13 protein-coding genes, 1 tRNA gene and 1 pseudogene are annotated in these 18,015 nt (G+C 70.7%); 4 read left to right on the top strand and 11 right to left on the bottom strand.

The window, feature by feature from the left end:
- Positions 1 to 200: 200 nt before the first annotated feature.
- The 5 genes from BFV98_RS29620 to BFV98_RS29600 form a co-directional block, all read right to left on the bottom strand.
- A complete protein-coding gene (locus BFV98_RS29620; RefSeq protein WP_143025364.1) occupies positions 201 to 998 on the bottom strand; it encodes a DUF6602 domain-containing protein in 798 nt (265 codons plus the stop codon).
- Positions 995 to 1,546 (bottom strand): Mov34/MPN/PAD-1 family protein, encoded by a 552-nt coding sequence (locus tag BFV98_RS29615; RefSeq protein ID WP_071098535.1) that lies wholly within the window; start codon positions 1,544 to 1,546, stop codon positions 995 to 997. The genes BFV98_RS29620 and BFV98_RS29615 overlap by 4 nt, the downstream gene beginning before the upstream one ends.
- The gene (locus tag BFV98_RS29610) at positions 1,543 to 3,108 is read right to left on the bottom strand and encodes a ThiF family adenylyltransferase (protein ID WP_047893957.1); all 1,566 of its coding nucleotides are present in this window, start codon (positions 3,106 to 3,108) and stop codon (positions 1,543 to 1,545) included. The genes BFV98_RS29615 and BFV98_RS29610 overlap by 4 nt, the downstream gene beginning before the upstream one ends.
- Positions 3,105 to 4,154: a nucleotidyltransferase gene (locus BFV98_RS29605; protein WP_047893958.1), complete on the bottom strand. Its 1,050-nt coding sequence runs from the start codon at positions 4,152 to 4,154 to the stop codon at positions 3,105 to 3,107. The genes BFV98_RS29610 and BFV98_RS29605 overlap by 4 nt, the downstream gene beginning before the upstream one ends.
- A 368-nt stretch (positions 4,155 to 4,522) precedes the next feature.
- Positions 4,523 to 5,527: an ATP-dependent DNA ligase gene (locus tag BFV98_RS29600; protein WP_071099043.1), complete on the bottom strand. Its 1,005-nt coding sequence runs from the start codon at positions 5,525 to 5,527 to the stop codon at positions 4,523 to 4,525.
- A 153-nt stretch (positions 5,528 to 5,680) separates the two neighbouring features.
- Between BFV98_RS29600 and BFV98_RS29595 the strand changes: the two genes are divergently transcribed.
- A complete protein-coding gene (locus tag BFV98_RS29595; protein ID WP_047893963.1) occupies positions 5,681 to 5,866 on the top strand; it encodes a hypothetical protein in 186 nt (61 codons plus the stop codon).
- 256 nt (positions 5,867 to 6,122) lie between these two features.
- Here BFV98_RS29595 and BFV98_RS29590 read toward each other — a convergent pair whose 3' ends face one another.
- From BFV98_RS29590 to BFV98_RS29565, 6 genes are all read right to left on the bottom strand, one after another.
- Complete coding sequence (locus BFV98_RS29590; RefSeq protein WP_047893964.1) at positions 6,123 to 7,616, bottom strand: hypothetical protein; 1,494 nt, start codon at positions 7,614 to 7,616, stop codon at positions 6,123 to 6,125.
- The gene (locus BFV98_RS29585) at positions 7,613 to 7,984 is read right to left on the bottom strand and encodes a hypothetical protein (protein ID WP_135241044.1); all 372 of its coding nucleotides are present in this window, start codon (positions 7,982 to 7,984) and stop codon (positions 7,613 to 7,615) included. The genes BFV98_RS29590 and BFV98_RS29585 overlap by 4 nt, the downstream gene beginning before the upstream one ends.
- Positions 7,985 to 8,553: 569 nt before the next feature.
- Positions 8,554 to 9,297, bottom strand: a complete 744-nt coding sequence (locus BFV98_RS29580) for a hypothetical protein (protein WP_053065514.1) — start codon at positions 9,295 to 9,297, stop codon at positions 8,554 to 8,556.
- 111 nt (positions 9,298 to 9,408) lie between these two features.
- On the bottom strand, positions 9,409 to 10,425 hold the full coding sequence (locus BFV98_RS29575) for a site-specific integrase (protein WP_047893966.1): 1,017 nt from the start codon (positions 10,423 to 10,425) through the stop codon (positions 9,409 to 9,411).
- Positions 10,422 to 10,898 (bottom strand): hypothetical protein, encoded by a 477-nt coding sequence (locus BFV98_RS32820; RefSeq protein WP_225319821.1) that lies wholly within the window; start codon positions 10,896 to 10,898, stop codon positions 10,422 to 10,424. The genes BFV98_RS29575 and BFV98_RS32820 overlap by 4 nt, the downstream gene beginning before the upstream one ends.
- A 117-nt stretch (positions 10,899 to 11,015) precedes the next feature.
- Positions 11,016 to 11,099: transfer RNA gene (locus BFV98_RS29565), tRNA-Leu, on the bottom strand.
- Between the two features lie 158 nt (positions 11,100 to 11,257).
- On the opposite strand from BFV98_RS29565, the pseudogene BFV98_RS33120 reads away from it, so the two are divergent.
- The 3 genes and pseudogenes from BFV98_RS33120 to BFV98_RS29550 form a co-directional block, all read left to right on the top strand.
- Positions 11,258 to 11,473: pseudogene (locus BFV98_RS33120) on the top strand (hypothetical protein); the annotation flags it as partial.
- A 2,934-nt stretch (positions 11,474 to 14,407) separates the two neighbouring features.
- Entirely contained in the window at positions 14,408 to 15,238 is an 831-nt protein-coding gene (locus tag BFV98_RS29555) for a fibronectin type III domain-containing protein (RefSeq protein ID WP_255368367.1), read from the top strand.
- Positions 15,239 to 15,444: 206 nt separating this feature from the next.
- Entirely contained in the window at positions 15,445 to 18,009 is a 2,565-nt protein-coding gene (locus tag BFV98_RS29550; protein WP_176921788.1) for a fibronectin type III domain-containing protein, read from the top strand.
- The last annotated feature ends 6 nt before the right edge of the window (positions 18,010 to 18,015 follow it).

Here is an 18,015-nt window from a genome sequence, read left to right as displayed (position 1 = left end):
CGCCTGATCATGACGCCGTCCCAGGCCACGTTCGAGACCCGCACGAAACAAACCGGCTCCGTTCGGGTACCTACGGGGTCGCTGGAGCTACCGATTACGCTGATAGGGTGGCCTGCCAGTTGAGCCTCAACCGGCCGTGCAGCGACGATGATTGCGTTCGCGCTGACCGGGCGCTAAAGATCGCAGGCCGAGTCACAGCGCTATTGTTGTGCCGGAACCTCTGTTGGCAGTTCACGAGACCGCTGCGCGAGCACGGAAGTGTAAGCGTCGATGTTCATAGCTGAGACCGTGCCCATCTGTTGGAGCCGGGCAAGGAGCCGCATCGCGAAGAAGGCTAGACCGACCTCGGCGTCCGCGGTGACGAGGCCGGGATCCGCGCTGGTGTGTTCGGGTAGCTCGAACGCGCCATGTTCGAGACCGCAGCCGAGGTCGATGCGCTCGTCCTCGGTGAGATTGTCCAAGCCTTTGCGCAGTGCGGGGCCGAAGGGTGGATTCCAGCGGCTCCGGCAGGCCAGCAGGCCACTGAGGATTCGCGGCGGTGGCTTCGGATTATTGACGGTGCCGCCTGCGTGCACGATGGGCGCGGTTGTGCGATGCAGCTGGCGGACGCTGGCCGCCTTTTCTCCGGCCTCGCGCAGATATTCGAGGTTGAGTTCCTGCTTGGCTTCGAAGACGGCGTAGACGCTCTCTGCGGGCAGGAAGAGAGCATCGCCCATCTCCCAGAACAATGGGGTGAAGTGCCGGTCGTATACGACGACGTCGAGTTGGAGGCTTTGGTGGCCGCAGCTGTCGACGACGAAGGCCTTGTCGACGGCGTATCGCCTCGGTAGAAAGTCGCGAAGCATCGTGATCCATTCGGCTTCGCTGCCGTCGCCGATGGTCGGCATGTGACCGACGAGCTCCGGTGCGGCCTCCATGACGGCCCGTAGTCGCTTCGACTTCGCGGCGAAGGCGGTGCGCAGGTTAAATGGCCGGTTGTCGTCGGATTTGGCGCTCAAGAAGACTCCCTTGTCGTGAGGGCCGTGGCTTCGGCTTCCAGGCTGGCTGCCGCGTCCTCGGTGATCGCCACCTCAGCCTTCTCGATCTGGACGGGGTTGATGGCGACCACGGGCCAAATGTCTTGGCGGATTGCAACGCGGCCGTGGAGATGCGAGAGCCTCTGGGCTGGGTCGGCGAGGACGACGAGTGCTACGGGCCCCTGGGCGAGGCGGGCGATGGCTGCGAGGGCGCGCAGGTCGGTCCGGCTTGGGCCAATGTCAGCGGGATGGGTGTGCCATTCGCCGACGTATCCCACCACAGGCGGGGCATCGCCGCGCCCGATGGCCATTCGGGCTTGTGCTTGGCGGTGGCGCCGCAGGTAGCTGCGTCGGCTGCTCTGCGGATCCGCGACCGTGACCGTGCGGGTGACCACAATGAGGTTTGGTGTGCGGAAGCCGAGCAGGATGCCGCCAGTTTCGTGCGGAAGCGCCGCCATTCCGTCGGCGATCATCGCGTCGAGGGTTTGCCGGGTAATGAGGAGATCGCCCGGGCCCTGGTATGCAGTCACTGATCTTGCCCTTCGGCGAGGGCACGTTGTTCGCCAGGCGCGGCGGCGCCGGGATTTAGCAGCAGGCCGGTGGTGTGGCGGACGGCAAGGGCGGCGGCCTCCCACACCGCCGCCGGTGGTGTCTGGCTGATGGGGCTGCCGCACCCGGTTTCGTAGACGTTACTGTGGGGTGGCGGCAGTTGCGGGAGTGGCAGCGGCTGCTCGCCGTCACGGACGGGAGCGCGGTCGACTCGGATGGCGTAGCCGTCAGCGAGGACGCACACGGACAGCAGGTGCCCGGCGCCAGCTCGCGCCGCCGCAGTGAGCATTGCGGTGGCGGTGGAGTCGGCCGTGGCATCGACGACAACATCGTGACCGGCGAGCAGGGTGAGAGCGTCGGCAACGGATCGCAGCCGCTCGTCTTGCCACTGCACGGCACCGAACCGGGGGCGTGTCTTGCACAGGGCTTCCGCGACTGCACGCGCCTTCGGCAACCCGACTGCATCGCCGTCGAGCAGGTGGCGTGTGGTGTTGCCCGGCAGAAGGAGGTCACCGTCGATCAGCACCAGTTCCCCGACGCCGCTGCGATGTAGCAGGTCAGCGACCACCGACCCGATAGCGCCGACGCCGACGACCGCGACTCGTTTGCTGGCGAGCTCCTCCGTTCGGGGATGAGCGCGGATGGTGCGCGTGGTGAGGTCGTCGGGAGCCGTCTTCAAGGATTTCACGGTCACCTTGTCGTCCTTGTCGGCGGCGAGCGCGAGTCCCAGTACTCCTCGCGCCGTGCGGTGGCGGTAGATCAGCATTACCTTCCGCAGGCCGTCGTCGTAGGCGCGGGCCAGAGTACGGGCACCGTCAGCGTCAACGGCGGCGCAGAGATCATCCCAGTCTCGGATCGGGCCGTCCAATTCCTTAGCGTTCAGTATCAGCACTGTGTCGGACGGCCAGATTCGGTGGCCGCTGGCGCGGCCCTGCCGGCGAGGCGCCGCTACTGGGCCGACGCGAAGAACGCCGTGGCGTTTCCGGCGCAGCTGGAGCACTTTGCCCTCGTGTCCGGCCAGATTGCCGTACAGGATGAGGGCTCGCTCTGCCGAGGGGTGCAGGTACCGGTCGAGGTCCAGCGCGGGTACGTCGTCGCCCCACCCTGCCGCGTCCTGGGCCAGCCAGGCACGGGCCTGGTCCAGCAACTGCTCGCCGTCGGCCCAGGGGATCCGAGTGTGATCTGCCTGGATGAACAGGCACATCGCACGGTCGAGGTCGCGGTGCCAGCCGTTGCTGGCCTCGTAATAGCTGTCGGTGAACGTTCGCCCGGTTACCTGCTCGGCCCAGCCACGGCTCAGCGGCAAGACCTTCGGTGCAGTGAAGGGGAAGTCTTCCTCAAGGACGACCTCGACCAGCGTCGTTCGCACCGACCCGTTGTCTCGATTGGCTGGCTGGAACGTCAGGGCACCGCGCCAGCGATCCTCTGGGCCGGCAACACGCCGGAAGCCGGCCTGGGCCAGAACGTCCAGGAGCGCGTCGCGGGCGACGGCCCTGCCGATACGCAGCGCTTCGGCCGCGTCGCTTCCTTCGACGGTGGTCATCCGAACCGGCGGTTACCTGCTGGAACGGCACGGTCTCCAGCGGTCACTGACGCGAACCGCTTGGCGGTGCCGTCAGCGTTGCAGTCCGCGGGCATCGGGAACACGTAGTCGTTGTCCCCTTGGTCATCGACGGCCTTACCGAGCAGATCACGAAACGCCTTCGCGGCAGCGCACCGATTATCGCTGGCCAAAGCTTCCTCGGCCCGATCGGCGGCGTCCAGAAAGGCATTGGCGAGGTCGCGCTTGTCCTCGTCCTCTGCCCGGACGGCCACCTTCTCGCCGGGGATCGTCGGATCATCGAGCCCGAAGTCGAGTACGAACGCGTCGTGCAGGACGTTCCCGGTCTCCCGTAGTGCGCTGGCGTAGTAGTCGGCCTGCGTCGGCCCCTCAACCAGGCCGGTGCGGAAAGCGTGCAGGGCGGCAATCTCGACGGTGAGCCCACCGGGCTTGCGCTTACCCACCAGACTTCGGCGCGTCTGCCGCAGCAGCTTGATAGTTGGCACGTAGAAGCCGTCGAAGTTGTCCGCGTTGTTCAACTCACTGGTCAGGCGGGTCAGCTCATGAGGGTTCGTCGCCTGCCAGCCCTGCGGATCGTCACCGTCCTCGCGCTTCGGCAGCTGCCACGCCTCGACGCCAGTAGGCGAAGTCCATGGCCGCGCCGGGACCGCGTCCACGTACAGCCCGTCGTACTCCGGAAAGCTCACCTGGAGGCTGCGCGCCTGCCGGTGTACCCGCGTCTTGCCGTCAACTGGCGGGAACGCCTTCCTCAGTACACGCTCGAACTCGCCCAGGAGCGTGCTCGGCAAGACGTCACTCCCCACCTCGGTTAGCCGGCCGAATACGTCGACGTCCTTGATCCGCCGGATGCTGACGTGCCGCTTGTAGCTACCGATGAGCAGCCGCTCGAAACCCCAACCTGCGATCACCGAATCGTCGGCGAGCGCATCACTCACCTCTGCATGAGCCAACGGCGCGTTCGTCTTGTCGGCCTCCGTCGGCTCGATGTTCCTCAGCGCTTCGTCGAACTGCGTCACCAACGCCGGCATCGCCTGATCTCCTCCACGTGCCACCTACCCGACGTATCAACAGTGAGTGCCCGGGCTGTGGGCCGTCCGCTAGCGAATCCACGGGGAACGCCTACCGTGGTAGCTCAATTCGTCCTGCTCACCCCGGCTATCGACAGTAGCGGGAGGGACTGACAAGAATGGTTCTTCAGCTGACGGTCGGACGCTACGAAGCGCACCAGCAGCCGCCCGAGTCCTCGGCCACCCGGGCACTCACCGTTCATTGCGGCCTTGGAGCGCGCTCTCATCGGCCAGAAGCGGATGCAAGCGGCTCGGGCTCAGGTGACTGTTTGAGGCGTGCTGCAGCGGATCCGGCAGCACCCGCCGCTCATCAGCAGACCCACGGACACTCACCCCAGGTCGCCGAAGTAGCCCTCCTCCTCGCCGAGCAGCAGCGGTACGTCGTACACCGACATGTCCGGCCGGAAGCGCGCGTACCTCACCCGGTGCCGCCATCGTCCGTGTTCGAACGCCACGTCGGCGTCGATCTCCGCCACCGCGCTGGGTTCCACCTGCACGTACCGCAGCGGCTCCGGCCGGTCCAGCTGTCCGGACCAGGACGCGGGTAACGGCTCCGGCCACGGGTGCACCACGGCGGCACTGTAGTGTTGCCGAGGCCGTAGCGGAGACAGCAGCCCGGCGAGCTCCGTCCGCTGGAGGCCCGTCAGCGGGTGTGTCCGCCCCGTGTACCGCAGCCGTCCCCTCCGATCGAACCGGCCGAGCAACAGGGTGTCGGGGTTGCGGATGCTGCCCGTCACTCCGCCGACGATCGCCTCGGTCACGATCCGGGTCCGGAACTTCCACCAGCCGCGCCGGCCAGGCTCGTACCGCCCGGCCAGCCGCTTGCTAACCACGCCCTCGATCCCGGCCGCGACGGTCCAGGTCAGCAGCCAGTCCGCCACCAGCCGCATGTCGGTCGTCTGCGGCGTCACGGCGAGCTGCGCCGGCGCGTCAGCGAGCAGCCGCTCCAGCCGGACTCGCCGCTCCGACAGCGGCAAATTCAGAACCACCTGCCCGCCGGCGTCCGCGAGAAGGTCGAACAGCACGTAGTGGGCGGGGCAGTCGTGGACCAGGCGCAGCAGGCCGCGGCCGGCGGTGACGCGCCGCTGCAACTGCGCGAAGTTCGTCCGGCCGCGCTCCCACACGATCAGCTCACCGTCCAGCACCACCCCATGCGGGAGCGTCCGGATCGCCCGGGTGATGTCCGGGAAGTAGGTGGTGAGGTTCCGGCCAGCCCGCGACTGCAGGTACACCCCGTCGGTCTCGCGGAAGGCGATGCACCTCCACCCGTCCCACTTGGGTTCATGAAGCAGGTCGGGACTTTCGGGTACCACATCGACCGGCGCGGCGAGCATCGGCGCGACCGGCCGGCGCAACGCGAGATCCGCCGCAGCCCGGCGCCGGGCCGGACTCACCGCCTGCGCGGGCTGTGAAAGCTCATCATCCCTGTCCCCTCGCCCATCGTCGGTGAGGGGCCACCCGGAACGGGCGAAGATCGGCTACAACAAATGTTCGTCTTGTCAGCCTTCAGGGTCACTTCGACTCAGCCGTCAGCGCCCGTCGCGGCGGCGTCGCCGCTTCGGCTCGTCAGGGGCGAGCACCTGGGCAACGACGTCGTGCACATGGCCGCCAACGAACCGAAGCTGCACGATGACGAATTCGTCAGCCTGCGGGAGGCTGTCGAAGACCCGTGATCCCTGAGGTCTACCTGCATTGCGACCCGTACACGCGAGCCCACCATGCCCCAGGTAAACCGCCCCTGTCGCGACAGCGCATGTACTTCCTGCTGCTACTTCCCCAGGTATCCGCACCGTCATCGAGCGCGATGGCGTCCAGCACTACGTACGCCCTGACGGCCGTGCCGAGCCTCATCGCTACGGCGAACCGGTCGCCGAAGACCGGGAACCGCGGCTTCACGGGTACGACGTGTACCGGTTCGCCGCCGCCGAACTAGTCGATCAGAATCTCGCCCGACAACGGCACTCCGCCATCTTCAACCGCCTCCCTGCCCGACACCGCAGCCAAGGTTTCGGCGCCAGCCGGGTTTGGTTGCCTACCCTCTCCCTGCCTGGGACCCGGGCGCGCCCGGTCGTCCGGCAGCACATCCGGCTTCGGACTGCGGCTCTCTGCGGCTGCTGGGCTCACCGCTCGCGGGCGAGGCGGTTGGGCAAGCACATGAGCGACCATGCTCGCCGGATCACCCTCGGCGCCGGACCCGACAATCTGCCACAACGCCCGGCTGAGGTCGCGCACAAGGTCATCGTCGGCTGTTGCGGGCCGCCAATGGGGAGCGGCTCGGTAGACCAGCGAACCGGCGGGACGCTCGAGGATGGCATCCCCTCGAACGAACAGATTCCGCCGCTGCGTCGCCGTGCGTAGGCCTCGGTGGAGGGCGGCGGCCATCAGCAACATCTCGCTGCCGAGCCGCGCGGCGTCCCTCCCCCGATGCTGCATGTGCCCCCGGGCTGCTGCAGGGCCCAGCAGCGAGCGGGCCCACCGCAGGGCCTCGCCCATCTCGGCGACGGTGTCCTGGGCCGGGCCGGCCGCCGGTGCCGCGCGTAGCTCGGCAGCGGCGATCGCCGCCTGCCGCCAACCCCCGGTCATCGCCAGGGATCCGTCGGCCGTGAGGACGTGCGCCGCCAGGCCGAGCTGCGTCCCGACCTGAAGGTGCACTCCCGTGACCTGGGCGGGGTGAAGCCACAGCCAGGTTCGCGCAGCGCGGACCGCTGCGATCGCCGCATCGACGGTGTCCACCGCCGGTGCCGGATGCAGCGGCGACCGGGCGATATCAAGCTCACGTAGGTCGGGCTGAGCCTTCGCGGCCGCGACCAGCTCCTTGGCGACGGCGCTCAACCGGCTGCCGCTCGTCCATCTGGCTGCCTCCGCCACCGGCCTGTACGTCTGCGCCAGAGGTCCACCCCGGTCCAGCCAAGCGGGAAGGCGGCCGTCGAGCCGCACGGCATCCACGGCGAGCCGGGCAATATCACCAAGCCCTCCCTGGACACCGCCCCCGGCACGGATAGCGATCCCCTCTGGCGTATCGGGACGCCGCCCGGGTGGAACGTGACCGGCGATGATGTCACCCATGACGCCAATCGCGTCAGCGGCCCGGCGCAGCGACCGTGCCGCGCCATCGGAGACCTCCGGTGCTGGCGGTAGCCGCTCGTTCACCACTGCGGCGGCCCGCAACCCCACATAGAACCGGGTCAGGCTCTGCCCATGCCGCCCGAGAACCAGCGCGGCAGCCGCCTTGTCCGGCACCTCCGCCACCGGACGACCACCGACCAGCAGCTCCGTCACCCTGGCCAGCTGGTGATAGAGGTCCGACCGGGCACCCACCAGACCGTTGATCTCCCCAGCGGTCCCCGCACGGCGTCTGGTCACCGCCGCAGTGGCCGCCCGCATCGCCCGCTGCGCCTCCTCGTACCAGAAGCCGACCGTCATGCCAGGGCCGCTGCCGCCCGGCGTAGTTGCTGGGCGGCCGCGTCGTGGTCGAGCCGTTGAGCCAGCCCATCCTCGGCGACGGCACGGCGATCGTGGTGCTGGGCAAGGTGCTCAATGAGATCCCTCACCGCAGCCCGCACCTCGGGCCCGTCGGCGTCCGGGGCAGCCGCGTCCACGACGACGTCGTCCTCGTAAAGGCGGCTGCGGACGTCCAGGACCTCCAGTCCGAGGCGGTCCCACGCGGGATCAACCCCGCCCAAGTGCTTCCAGGCTTCGATGGCCAGGTGGACGGCGCCGGCGGCGGCGAGGCTGTCACCGCCAGCGGCGAGACGCGCACTCAGGATGGTGGCTGCTTCCGGGAACTCCATGCGGGAAGCCTCCGACAATCGGCCGCGCCTCGTCCACCCCACCTGGTGCTTCCCTGTGGATATCCCGCGTCCGAGCAGGTCAGCGACGTAGAGCCTCACACGAGGTCTGGCTGGAGCCGAACAACCTCATCGCGCACCAGCCCACCGCACCGTCGCCGAAAACCGCGGGCCGGCGGATCCCCTGCATAGTGCGGTGACCACGAACGTTCACCGGGTCTGACCTCCGGCTGCTTGATCCTCGGTCCCTACCCATCGCCTCATTTACTGATCGACGACCCCTCGTACCTGACGGCGGAGGTCCGTGTACCTCATGTCGCCCATTCCCTCGGCCTCGAAGACCCCATCAGTGAAGCTGTCCACCTCACCGGAGGGGACTCGCGAAGCCGTTGGCTCTCCTCGGGTGGCAGGCAGAAGCCCAGCTTGATGCACAAATCGTCGAGGAGCCGTCGGACATCAGACTCCCGGTTGTCACGTTGGCCCATGAGGGACAGCGTGACGACTCCTGCCTTGGTGCCAACCCGGTCAAGGTTTATGGTCACCGCAACAGCTGAGCTATGCCGACGTGTGGGTCAGGCCCGTCGGTCGATCTTCATGTGCTCGCACGCGCCGTCGTGGTTCTCGGTAAAAGCCCCATCCGTTCGCCGCGCGACCTTCTGCCAAAACGTCCCAGCGGTGTCGTACTGAGTGGTCGTGTACCAGGTGAGGCCCGGGTACCGCCGATAGAGCTTGAGCACGGCGCGGGTGCCGATCCCATAGCCTTTGGCGGCCCCATCAACGCTGATCTTCCGCAGGTAGCCACGCCGACACCCCTGGCACACCTGGAAGTCGACCTGACCGACGACGAGCAGGCCCCGACGAAGGACCAGCCGCTGGAACCCGGCAGGCGCGCCGGCTGGTAGGTGGACCGCGCGGACGCGCAGTGCCGCCAGGCGGCGCAGCCACCACACAGGATCGCGGCGTCGCGCCGTGTCCCACCGGAAGGGCCCTGGATCCGGGAAGAGTTGTCCGAGGAGCCGGACCCGAGCATCATCGTCGTTGTCGGCACCGGCGTCGTGGACTATGCGCAGGGCCCGGTCCAGAAGGTTCGCAGTCTCCCCCCAAACATCCTCGTCCCCCTCGCCCTGCCGGCGTCGGCACACCGCGGCCGCCGCCGCAAACCGACCCGAATCCGCCTGCCAAGTATTGACCAGCACAGCGGCCACCGCAGCGACCCGCTCCGGTGACGCGTCGTCCAGTCCGATGGCAAACGGCAAGGCCTGGTCAGCGTCATCCTCGGCGGACCGCCGAGGACTCGGCACCTGCGGAAAGCCCATAGCCGTCACCGTAACCGCGCTGTACGACGGCGAGCGCCTACCGGAGGGGCCCACTCCAATCGTTTGGGGCGGACCCAGTCCGCCTAGGACAGGGCCCGCCCCAACACCCCACTACGCCAGCGGATGTGGCTCACCGGTAAGTGCCGCCAGCGCGGCAGCAACCTCGTGGATAGTTGCGCGAACGTAGGTGGCGGTGGTTCCGGCATCTCCCCCGCCGGCGGAATGACCGGCATAGGCCCGGGCGATGGCGTAGCCGAAGTTGCGCTCCACCCAGGTCAACGTGGTGTGCCGTAGCCAGTGGGTGCTGATCTGCTGCGCGTGCACCCACTGCAGGTGCTCACCGATGCGCACCCACAGGTGGTCGTAACGCCGGTAGGTGATCGGCTGCCCGCTGCGGTACCGGAACAACGGCCCCGTCTCGGTCGCGTGCCGCTGCTCGGCGTGCCGCTGCAGGTACCGCATGAGTGTGGGCGACACCGGCTGCCACCGCACCGTCTCACCCTTCTCCCGCAGCAGGATCAGGCACTGGTCCGGGTCCAGGTCGACCGGCCGCAACGCCAACGCCCCACCTCGGCGGCACGCCGTCTCGGTGTGCAACCGCAGCAGCAGACTGTCTAACGCCGGATCGTCACCCGTGGACGCCGCTACCTCGTTGATCTCCGCCAACCGGGTGTCCGCCAATGCCCGCCGGGTGCTCGGCAGCCGCCGTGGCTTCGCCACCTTCAACGCCGGGTTCTCGGCCTCAGACAGGAGCCCGTCGGCGACCGCCCGCCGGTACAGGCATCGCAACGACGCGATCAGATGCTCGGCCGCGCTGCGCCCACCCCGCGCGTTACGGCGGGCCACCACGTGCGTCTTGACGTACTCCGCCAGCCGCTCGATCTCCGACGGTGTCGGCTCATCGATACGCCGCTGACCCCACTGCTCGACCACGCGCTTCCAGTACGACCCGTACGCCCGCCGCGTCCCAGCACTCACCGCAGCGGCAACCACCGGCACATACTCCGCGAACGTCGGAGCCGGCGGACGATCGGACGTCGCCGCCACCAGATCCGCTGGAGAGATGCCCATCCGCGACAGCAACAACCGAGCGGCCTCCAGCTCGGCCTTGCCCGCCACGCCGCTCACGACTCACCACCCGCGAACGCCTCGTCCTGCACCCGCGCGACCACCGCGTCCAGCGAGGCCGGCGGGTGCAGCACGAGACGTCCGGCCCTCGGATCGGCCGCCAGCAGCACCCGATCGCCAGCCGTCAACCCGCACCACTGGCGGACCACAGCGGGCAACCGCACATGGCCCTCTTTCGTCACCCGGAACACCCCGCGCGGGTCAGGGCCGACGATGATCAGGCCGCCGCTTTCCCTGATGCCCAGCCTGAGGCCAGGAGCCCAGCCGAGAGCGATCATCACCGCCCGATCAGCGACGCGGCCATGCACATCAAGAGTCGCCAGCCCATACACCGTGCTGCTGTCACGAGTAGGAGCTAGTCGCGCCAGCGGCAGCGGCGGTCGCTTCATCGCGGCACGCGAGTCGCCGCGGATCTTGAGCCCGCCTGACGGAACCACCGCCGGGATCACCGAATCGATCGGCCGGTCTGTCATGACCCACCTCGCCCAACGACGAGGCTGCCACCAACGGCGGTAACAGAGAGTGAAATCAGGTGGTCAAGCATGCTTGACCACCTGAACGTCCAACGTCGCACGGATGCTACGCGGGAGTGTCCGAGGGGGGACTTGAACCCCCACGCCCTATACGGGCACTAGCACCTCAAGCTAGCGCGTCTGCCATTCCGCCACCCGGACCTGCACGTACCAGCCTACCCGGTCGACCAATGTGAGCTACTCACCGCATCGGTCGGCCCGGCGGGCCGCACGGGGCATTACTGTACACGGCCCGGAACGATCATGCACATCAGCTCCAGCGCGGCACGTTTGCGCAGGTCAGCGGCCACAACGATCGTGTGGGTAGCGCGCAACAGGCGATTCCGGGCAGCATTGCTCACGTGTCCCACCCCTCCCCGTTGATCGCCACTCAACACCAGGCCCTCGCGCTACGCGCCGCGGGTGACCTGACAAGCGCCCGCCGCCTGCTCGCCGACGCGATCATCGCGGCCCGCCCGGCGTACGGCGAGGACCACCAGGACGTCCTGGCCACCGGTCACCTGCTGGCCCGGCTGCACCGCGAGGCCGACGACCCAGCCGCCGCCCGGCGCGTACTCGAAGAGGCCTACGCGGCCGGCGAGCGCCGCCGCGGCGAGGCCGACCCGCTGATGCTCGCGCTCACTTTCGACCTCGCCGGGGTGTCCGAGGAGCTGGGCAACCGGCACGAGGCCCGCCGCAACTACAGCCGCGTGGCGACCGCCGGGTCCGCCGTGCTCGGTCCGGACCACCCCGCGGTACGCGCAGCCCGCCAGTACCTCGGCGGCTCCGCCGCCGCTCCCGCGGGCTATGGCCCCTCCCCCGGCGGCTCCGCCGCCGATGCCGCACCGCACCCCGCTCCGCCCCCGCCCGGATACCCGAATGCGGGCCGTCCCGGGCACCCCCATCCGTCAGTGCCCGGACATGCCGATCCAGCGTTGCCTGGGAGCCCCGGCCCGGCCCGGCCCGGCCAACCCGGTCCCGCCTCCTCCGGGTACCCCGGGCACGGAGTGTCCGAACCCACCGTCTCGTTGCGGCCTGTCCCACCGCTGCACCCGCACGCACCCGCACCGCCCCGGCCCGTCGCCCCGGGTGCGCCCGCAGCGAATCCGCCGGTACCCGGCTCACAGTGGGCTCCCCGCCCGGGCCCGGCACCGCATGGGCCCCACGCCGGGCAGCCACCTCAGTCCGCGCCGATCATTCCTCCGCCCCCGGTGGCGCCTGCCCCGCCGCACCACCCTCCCGCCGCCGGGCCGAGCGGACCCGCGAGTCCGTGGGCGCCGCCCTCGCCGGCTGCCTCGGAGGCGACGACCCGGTTCGCGCCCATCACGGAAGAGGCCACCTCCCGGTTCCCGGTAGTTCCCGTCGAACCCACCGCACCAGCGACACCGCCGACTGCCGGGGCCGCCCCGCAGACTCCCGGCATCCGCCCGGTGCCCCCGGCCCACGGTGTCACCCCGGTACCGCCGGCTCAGGGCGTAACCGCGGTTCCACCGGCTCCAGGTGCCACCCCGCTTCCGCCGGGAACCTACGGTCGACCGGCCGTCGCTCCCGGCGTGACGCCGGTACCGCCCCGCGTCCCCGTTGCCGCACCCCTGGACCCGGCGACCTCCGGCACGTCCGTGCCCCCGCCGCCCCACGGAGCCCTGGCGGCAACGCCGGGAACACCGCGAACGCCGGGAACGCCGACGACGGCACCCACGGCCGGCGCGCCGGTACCCGCGAGGCCGGCGGTGCCTCCGATGCCGGGCTCGGCGTCCTCGGCCGCCGCAGCGCGTGTCGCGCCCGTCTCGGCGCCGTCCGCCCCCGCACGTCCGGTCCCGCCACCACCGAGCGTGGCCGGTACGCCTCCAGTGTCGCCACCACCGGCACCGAGCGTGGCTGGCACGCCTCCGGTCCCGCCTCCGCCGGTGCCGGGCACCGCTGGGAGACCACTACCGTCCCCGCAGACACCCGGCACTGCTGGCGCCCCGCCACAGAGACCCGGCACTGTCGGCGTCTCGCCGCAAACGCCGGGTAAGGCGGTTACGCCGCCCTCACAGATGCCCGGGACAGTCGGCGCGTCTCCGCTACCGCCCCCGCCGGTCATCCCGCCCCCGCCAGCAACACCGGTCGTCGAGACGCCGCCCTCCACGGGAAGCACTCCGCCTGCGTCACAGACGCCATCGGCGGGAGTCCTGCCACCGCCACCTTCGACCGTCCTCCCGCCGGCACCGCGCGTTCCGCCGATGGAGAGCGGTGTCCTGCCACCGTCGCCGGCAGTTCCGGTCCCCGCGCCGGGGACGACCCCGTCCGCCCCGCCACCGGGCACCACTGCGGGCTCGACGGCGCCTCCGGTGCCGGTTTTCCAGCCGGTGGCGGAATCCGCTGCGGCTACTGCCACCCCAACGGCACCCCCCGTGGCGCCCCGACCGGCACCGGCCCAACGGGCGACACCGACGACCGAGGCCGTCCCCGCTTCCCCACGCGCCGATACGAGCCGAGCCGCCGATATGGATCGGACTGCCGATACGGACCCGGCCGATACCGAAACGAGCAGAGCCAGCGCCACTACCGTGCCGCCCGTCCCCGGTGGACCGGGCTGGGACAAGCCGACGATCCAGGTGCAGCAGATCGGCCCGCTGCTGGAAGAGGAGGCGGAACGCAACGCCGCAAAGGCAGCACGCGACGCTTCGGCGAACCCCGCAGCGACCGCTTCCGCCGACGAACCCCCTGTCAGCGCACCACCGGCCAGCAAATCCCCTGCTAACACGCCCTCGGCCGGCTCATCCGGGATGATCGCGCCGCTCGCAGCGAGCGCGCCGCCGCTGAGCACGTCCCCGGTCAGCGGACCGCCGGTGAGCCCGTCGGATACGAGTGGAGGCGGCTCGGGTGGTGCACCGGTCACCGACGCCGCCGCGAGCGTGAAGCAGCCGGGCGCCCCCTCCGCAGGCGCGTCGGGCACCCTCGGCACGCCCGACGCCGGTGCGCCTCCGGCAGGCCGAGCACCGCTGCCCGCCGCACCCCACATCAGCCCACCGCCCACCAGCGCCGTGCCCGTCAGTGCCGCACCCGTCAACCCAGCACCCGTCAGCGCACCGCCGGTCAGCGCACCGCCCGTCGGATCACCCCCGACGTCGCCGGTCAGCGCGCCACCCACGCACCCGGTCAGTGGCCCTCCCGGACAGCCGGTCAGCGGACCGGCCGGCTACCCGGTCAGCGGGGTTCCGGTAAGCGGCTACCCCCCACCGGTCAGCGGCCCGCCCGCCGCGCCGGTCAGCGCCGCACCGGCAGTGGGCTACCCGCCACCGGCCGGCGGACCCGCACCGGCCTATCCGCCGCCGATCAGCGCACCACCCGCACCCGGCTACCCGACGCCGGCAGGCGGACCACCCGCACCACCCGTCAGCGACCCTCCGGGCCCGCCGATCAGCGGACCACCCGGACCCGGCTACCCACCGCCGGTCAGCGCGCCGCCCGCCGGACACCCACCGGTGAGCGCTCCCCCCGGCACCTATCCACCGCCGGTCAGCGGACCACCCGCGGCACCGGTCAGCGCGGCACCCGTCAGCGGTTCCTCCGTACCGCCGTGGGGCATGGTCGCGCCGCCGTGGAGCAGCGCCGCCCCGTCCCAGCCGGTCGACCGGCCCACCGGCCCGGAGCCGGAGGATGACGAGCCGGCACCCGCCGACGCGGCAGGCGAACCGGAGCCGGACGCGCCGGAGCCGAACCGGCCGATGACGATCTACGAGGACCTGCTGGACTTCCCCGAGTCCACCCGACCGGAGCCGCCGGCCCAGCCGGATCAGGGCGCGTGGCCGGCGACCCCGCCGATGTTCCACCAGCCGCCGGCGGCGTACCCCGAGACGGAGGAACCGGAGCACGGCCGCAACCGGACGGTGCTGGCCCTTGTGGTCGGGGGTGCGGTGCTCGCGGTGGTCGCGGCGGTCGGCGTCGGCGTGGTGTTGCTGAACCGGGAGGCGGCGCCGCCTCCGGCTCCCGTGCCCGCGTCCGGCGCCGCGTCGCCGAAGGTGGCCGGGCCGCCGCCGGGGGACCTGAAGCTGCGCGACGACACCACCACAGTGACGGTGACCTGGACCGATCCGACGAACGGCGGGGTGCCGTTCGTGGTGGCGGGTGGCCGGGCCGGGCAGAAGCTCGGGGTGATGGCGACTGTGGACGCCGGACAGACCCGGTACACGGTGAACGGGCTGAGCGCGAAGCTGGACTACTGCTTCACGGTGCTGGCTGTCTACTCGACCGATTCGTACGCCACTTCGGGTCAGGTCTGCACGGACCGGGAGGGCGGCGGCACGCCGAACTGAGCGTCCACGGACGACACGCTCGGTGTCCACAGGAGGACGGTGCGGGTTTCACCGGCTCCGGACGGCACCTATGATGGCTCCCGGCTCTGGGGAGGGTCGGCCGTGCTCGGCGTCTCTCTCCCACCGACACGGGGAGGCAGCCGGCAGTGACCACCATCGAGGACGTCACGGGCACCGGGCCGGAGCAGGCTCGTCCACGGTCGCGGATGCGGGGCGGGCTGGTCACCATCGGCACGGTGGCCGCGCTGCTGGCCGCGATGGGCCTCACGGTGCTCGGGCTGGGCGCGGCCGACAACGCGGTGGCGAGCTTCGACGCGTCGTCCTGGTTGTGGAGCACCACCCGCAGTGAGCTGGCCCGGGTCAACGGTGTCACCGCGCGGGTGGACACCCGGATGGAGGTGCCGGGTGGGCGGCGGCACCAGATGCAGGTGGCGCAGACCGACCGGCTGCTGATCCTGCGCGATCTCAACACCGGCCGGGTCAGCTCGCTGGATCTGGCGACGCTGCAGATCACCGCGACGACGCCGACCGCGCCGGGGTTCGGGGTGAGCGTGGCGCTGCACGAGGATTCCGCGTTCGTGGTGGACGCGGTGCAGGGCATCGTCCGGCAGCTCGACCCGCGGGCGCTGACGCCGGTGGGTGAGCCGGTGCGCTACCCGCCGGGCATCACCGGTGGCACGTTCGACGGTGCCGGCAAGCTGTGGGTCGCGGTGCCGAGCGAGGGCACCGTCTCGGCTGTGACCGCCGCCGAGCTGCCGGAGACGCCGGGTGACGCACCGTCCGCGGGGCTCAGCCCGAAGCGGGTCGAGACGTACGACGTGGCCGAGCCGGCGCACGAGCTGGTGGTGTCCACGCTGGACGAGGGTGTGGCGGTGCTGGACCGTACCTCGGCGTCGCTGGTCACTGTGGTCGGCGGTCAGACCCAGCGGGCGGAGCTGAGCATGACCGCGCCGGGGAACCTGCCGACGCGTACCAGCGGGCCGCAGGTGCCGGTCACGGTCCCCGGTGACCGGTCGGTGCACGTGGTGCGGGACAGCCGCGAGGTGAAGCGGTTCACGGTGCCCGGCACCGGCGCGCGGCTGAGCCCGGCGGTGGCCTGGGCGGGCCGGTTCTACTGCGCCGACGAGACCACCGGCACGGTGTACGCCTTCGACGCCGAGGGTCAGCTCGTGCAGACCGTCAAGGGCTCCGGCCGGCCCGGCCCGGTCGAGCTGGAGGTGCGCGAGAACCACCTGTTCATCAACCCGCCGGACTCGTCCACCGCGCAGGTGGTCGACGACCGCAACCAGGTGCGTGAGGTCGACAAGTACGCCAACGACGTGCTGGGCGGCGACCCGCCGCCGGTGGCTCCGCCGCCGCCCCCGCCGAAGAAGCCGAAGGTGTCCAAGCCGGGTGCGCCGAAGTCGGTGACGGCCGCCGCCGGTGACGCGTCGGCGCGGGTGAGCTGGCAGGCCGCCGCGTCGAACGGCGCCGAGATCACCCGGTACGTGGTGGAGGGCGCCGGTCAGACCCACCAGGTCGGCGCGAACCAGCGTGCCCTGGAGGTCACCGGCCTGACCAACGGTGAGACGTACACGTTCTCGGTGCACGCGGTGAACGCCAAGGGTGAGGGGCCGCCGCGGCGCAGCAACCCGGTGGTGCCGACCGCCGAGGTGCCGGACCCGCCGGCGTCGGTGACCGCCGAGGCGCGGCCGGACGGCACGGTGCGGGTGAGCTGGCCCGAGGCCGACGGCCAGGGCAACACGATCGCGAAGTACGCGGTGACGGCGACCTCGGCGGGTGCGAGCGCCCCGGCCGGCGAGTCGGCGAAGACGGAGCTGGTGGTGCCGGCCGGGCAACTGGAGTACGGCACCCAGTACGCGTTCACGGTGACCGCGGTGAGCGACAAGGGCGCCGGGTCGAAGGCGTCGCCGGTGAGCAACACTGTGGTGCCGTTCACCACGCCGAAGGCACCGACCGAGCTGCGCGCGTCGACTGTCGCCGACCAGCCGGGCACGATCGCGGTGCAGTGGTCCCCGGCGGTGGACAACGGCCGGCCGGTGACGAAGTACGTGGTGGAGGCGGCCGGGAAGTCCGTCGAGGTGACCGACGTGCGGGCCACCGTGGGTGGGCTGGGCAACGGGCAGAACGTGACGGTGAAGGTCAAGGCCGTGAACGAGGCCGGGCCGGGACCGGAGGCGAGCACCACCGCGCGGACGGTGGCCGAGCCCCGGATCACGGTGACCGGCTCGTCGGCGGACGCCACGTCGGTGACTGTGACGTTCACTGTGGACGCGGGCGGCGGGCGCGCCTCCTGCACGGCGGCGACCGGCGGGAAGACGGCGAGCGGAAGCTGTTCCAGCCTGCGGGTGACCGGGCTGACGCCGGGGACCGCGTATACGGTGACGCTGACCGCATCAAACGCCGCCGGTAAGGGCACCGCTTCGCGCGCGCAGACCACCGACCCGGTGTACGGCGTCGCCACCTGCAAGAACGGTCCGGACGGCGACCAGCGGACGTACTGCGACAAGGACGTGCCGGGCCGCAACGGCAACGAGATCTTCGAGGTCCCGCGGCAGGACAACGACCGGCAGGCCGGCTGGGTGCCGGACGGCCGGCGGCTGCGCACGTACTGCAAGGTGAAGGGCGAGGACGTGGACGCCTGGATCTACAACAACAACAAGCAGAGCACCTGGTGGGTCCAGGTGGAGTACAAGGGCAAGACGTACATCCCGTGGGCCTGGCTCAACCTGGAGGGCGGCGACGACCTCAACGTGCTGCCCGCCTGCTGACCGCAC

This window comes from Micromonospora sp. WMMB235, from assembly GCF_001855515.1.
Taxonomy (GTDB): domain Bacteria; phylum Actinomycetota; class Actinomycetes; order Mycobacteriales; family Micromonosporaceae; genus Micromonospora; species Micromonospora aurantiaca.
This window is presented reverse-complemented; position numbering and strand designations above follow the sequence as displayed.

Excerpts from the sequence above, each read along its gene's own strand:
- BFV98_RS29590 (WP_047893964.1), bottom strand. The coding sequence starts at position 7,616 with ATGACGGTCGGCTTCTGGTACGAGGAGGCGCAGCGGGCGATGCGGGCG.
- BFV98_RS29550 (WP_176921788.1), top strand. The coding sequence starts at position 15,445 with ATGCGGGGCGGGCTGGTCACCATCGGCACGGTGGCCGCGCTGCTGGCC.
- BFV98_RS29595 (WP_047893963.1), top strand. The coding sequence starts at position 5,681 with ATGTTCGTCTTGTCAGCCTTCAGGGTCACTTCGACTCAGCCGTCAGCG.
- BFV98_RS29600 (WP_071099043.1), bottom strand. The coding sequence starts at position 5,527 with ATGCTCGCCGCGCCGGTCGATGTGGTACCCGAAAGTCCCGACCTGCTT.
- BFV98_RS32820 (WP_225319821.1), bottom strand. The coding sequence starts at position 10,898 with ATGACAGACCGGCCGATCGATTCGGTGATCCCGGCGGTGGTTCCGTCA.
- BFV98_RS29580 (WP_053065514.1), bottom strand. The coding sequence starts at position 9,297 with ATGGGCTTTCCGCAGGTGCCGAGTCCTCGGCGGTCCGCCGAGGATGAC.
- BFV98_RS29605 (WP_047893958.1), bottom strand. The coding sequence starts at position 4,154 with ATGCCGGCGTTGGTGACGCAGTTCGACGAAGCGCTGAGGAACATCGAG.
- BFV98_RS29610 (WP_047893957.1), bottom strand. The coding sequence starts at position 3,108 with ATGACCACCGTCGAAGGAAGCGACGCGGCCGAAGCGCTGCGTATCGGC.
- BFV98_RS29585 (WP_135241044.1), bottom strand. The coding sequence starts at position 7,984 with ATGGAGTTCCCGGAAGCAGCCACCATCCTGAGTGCGCGTCTCGCCGCT.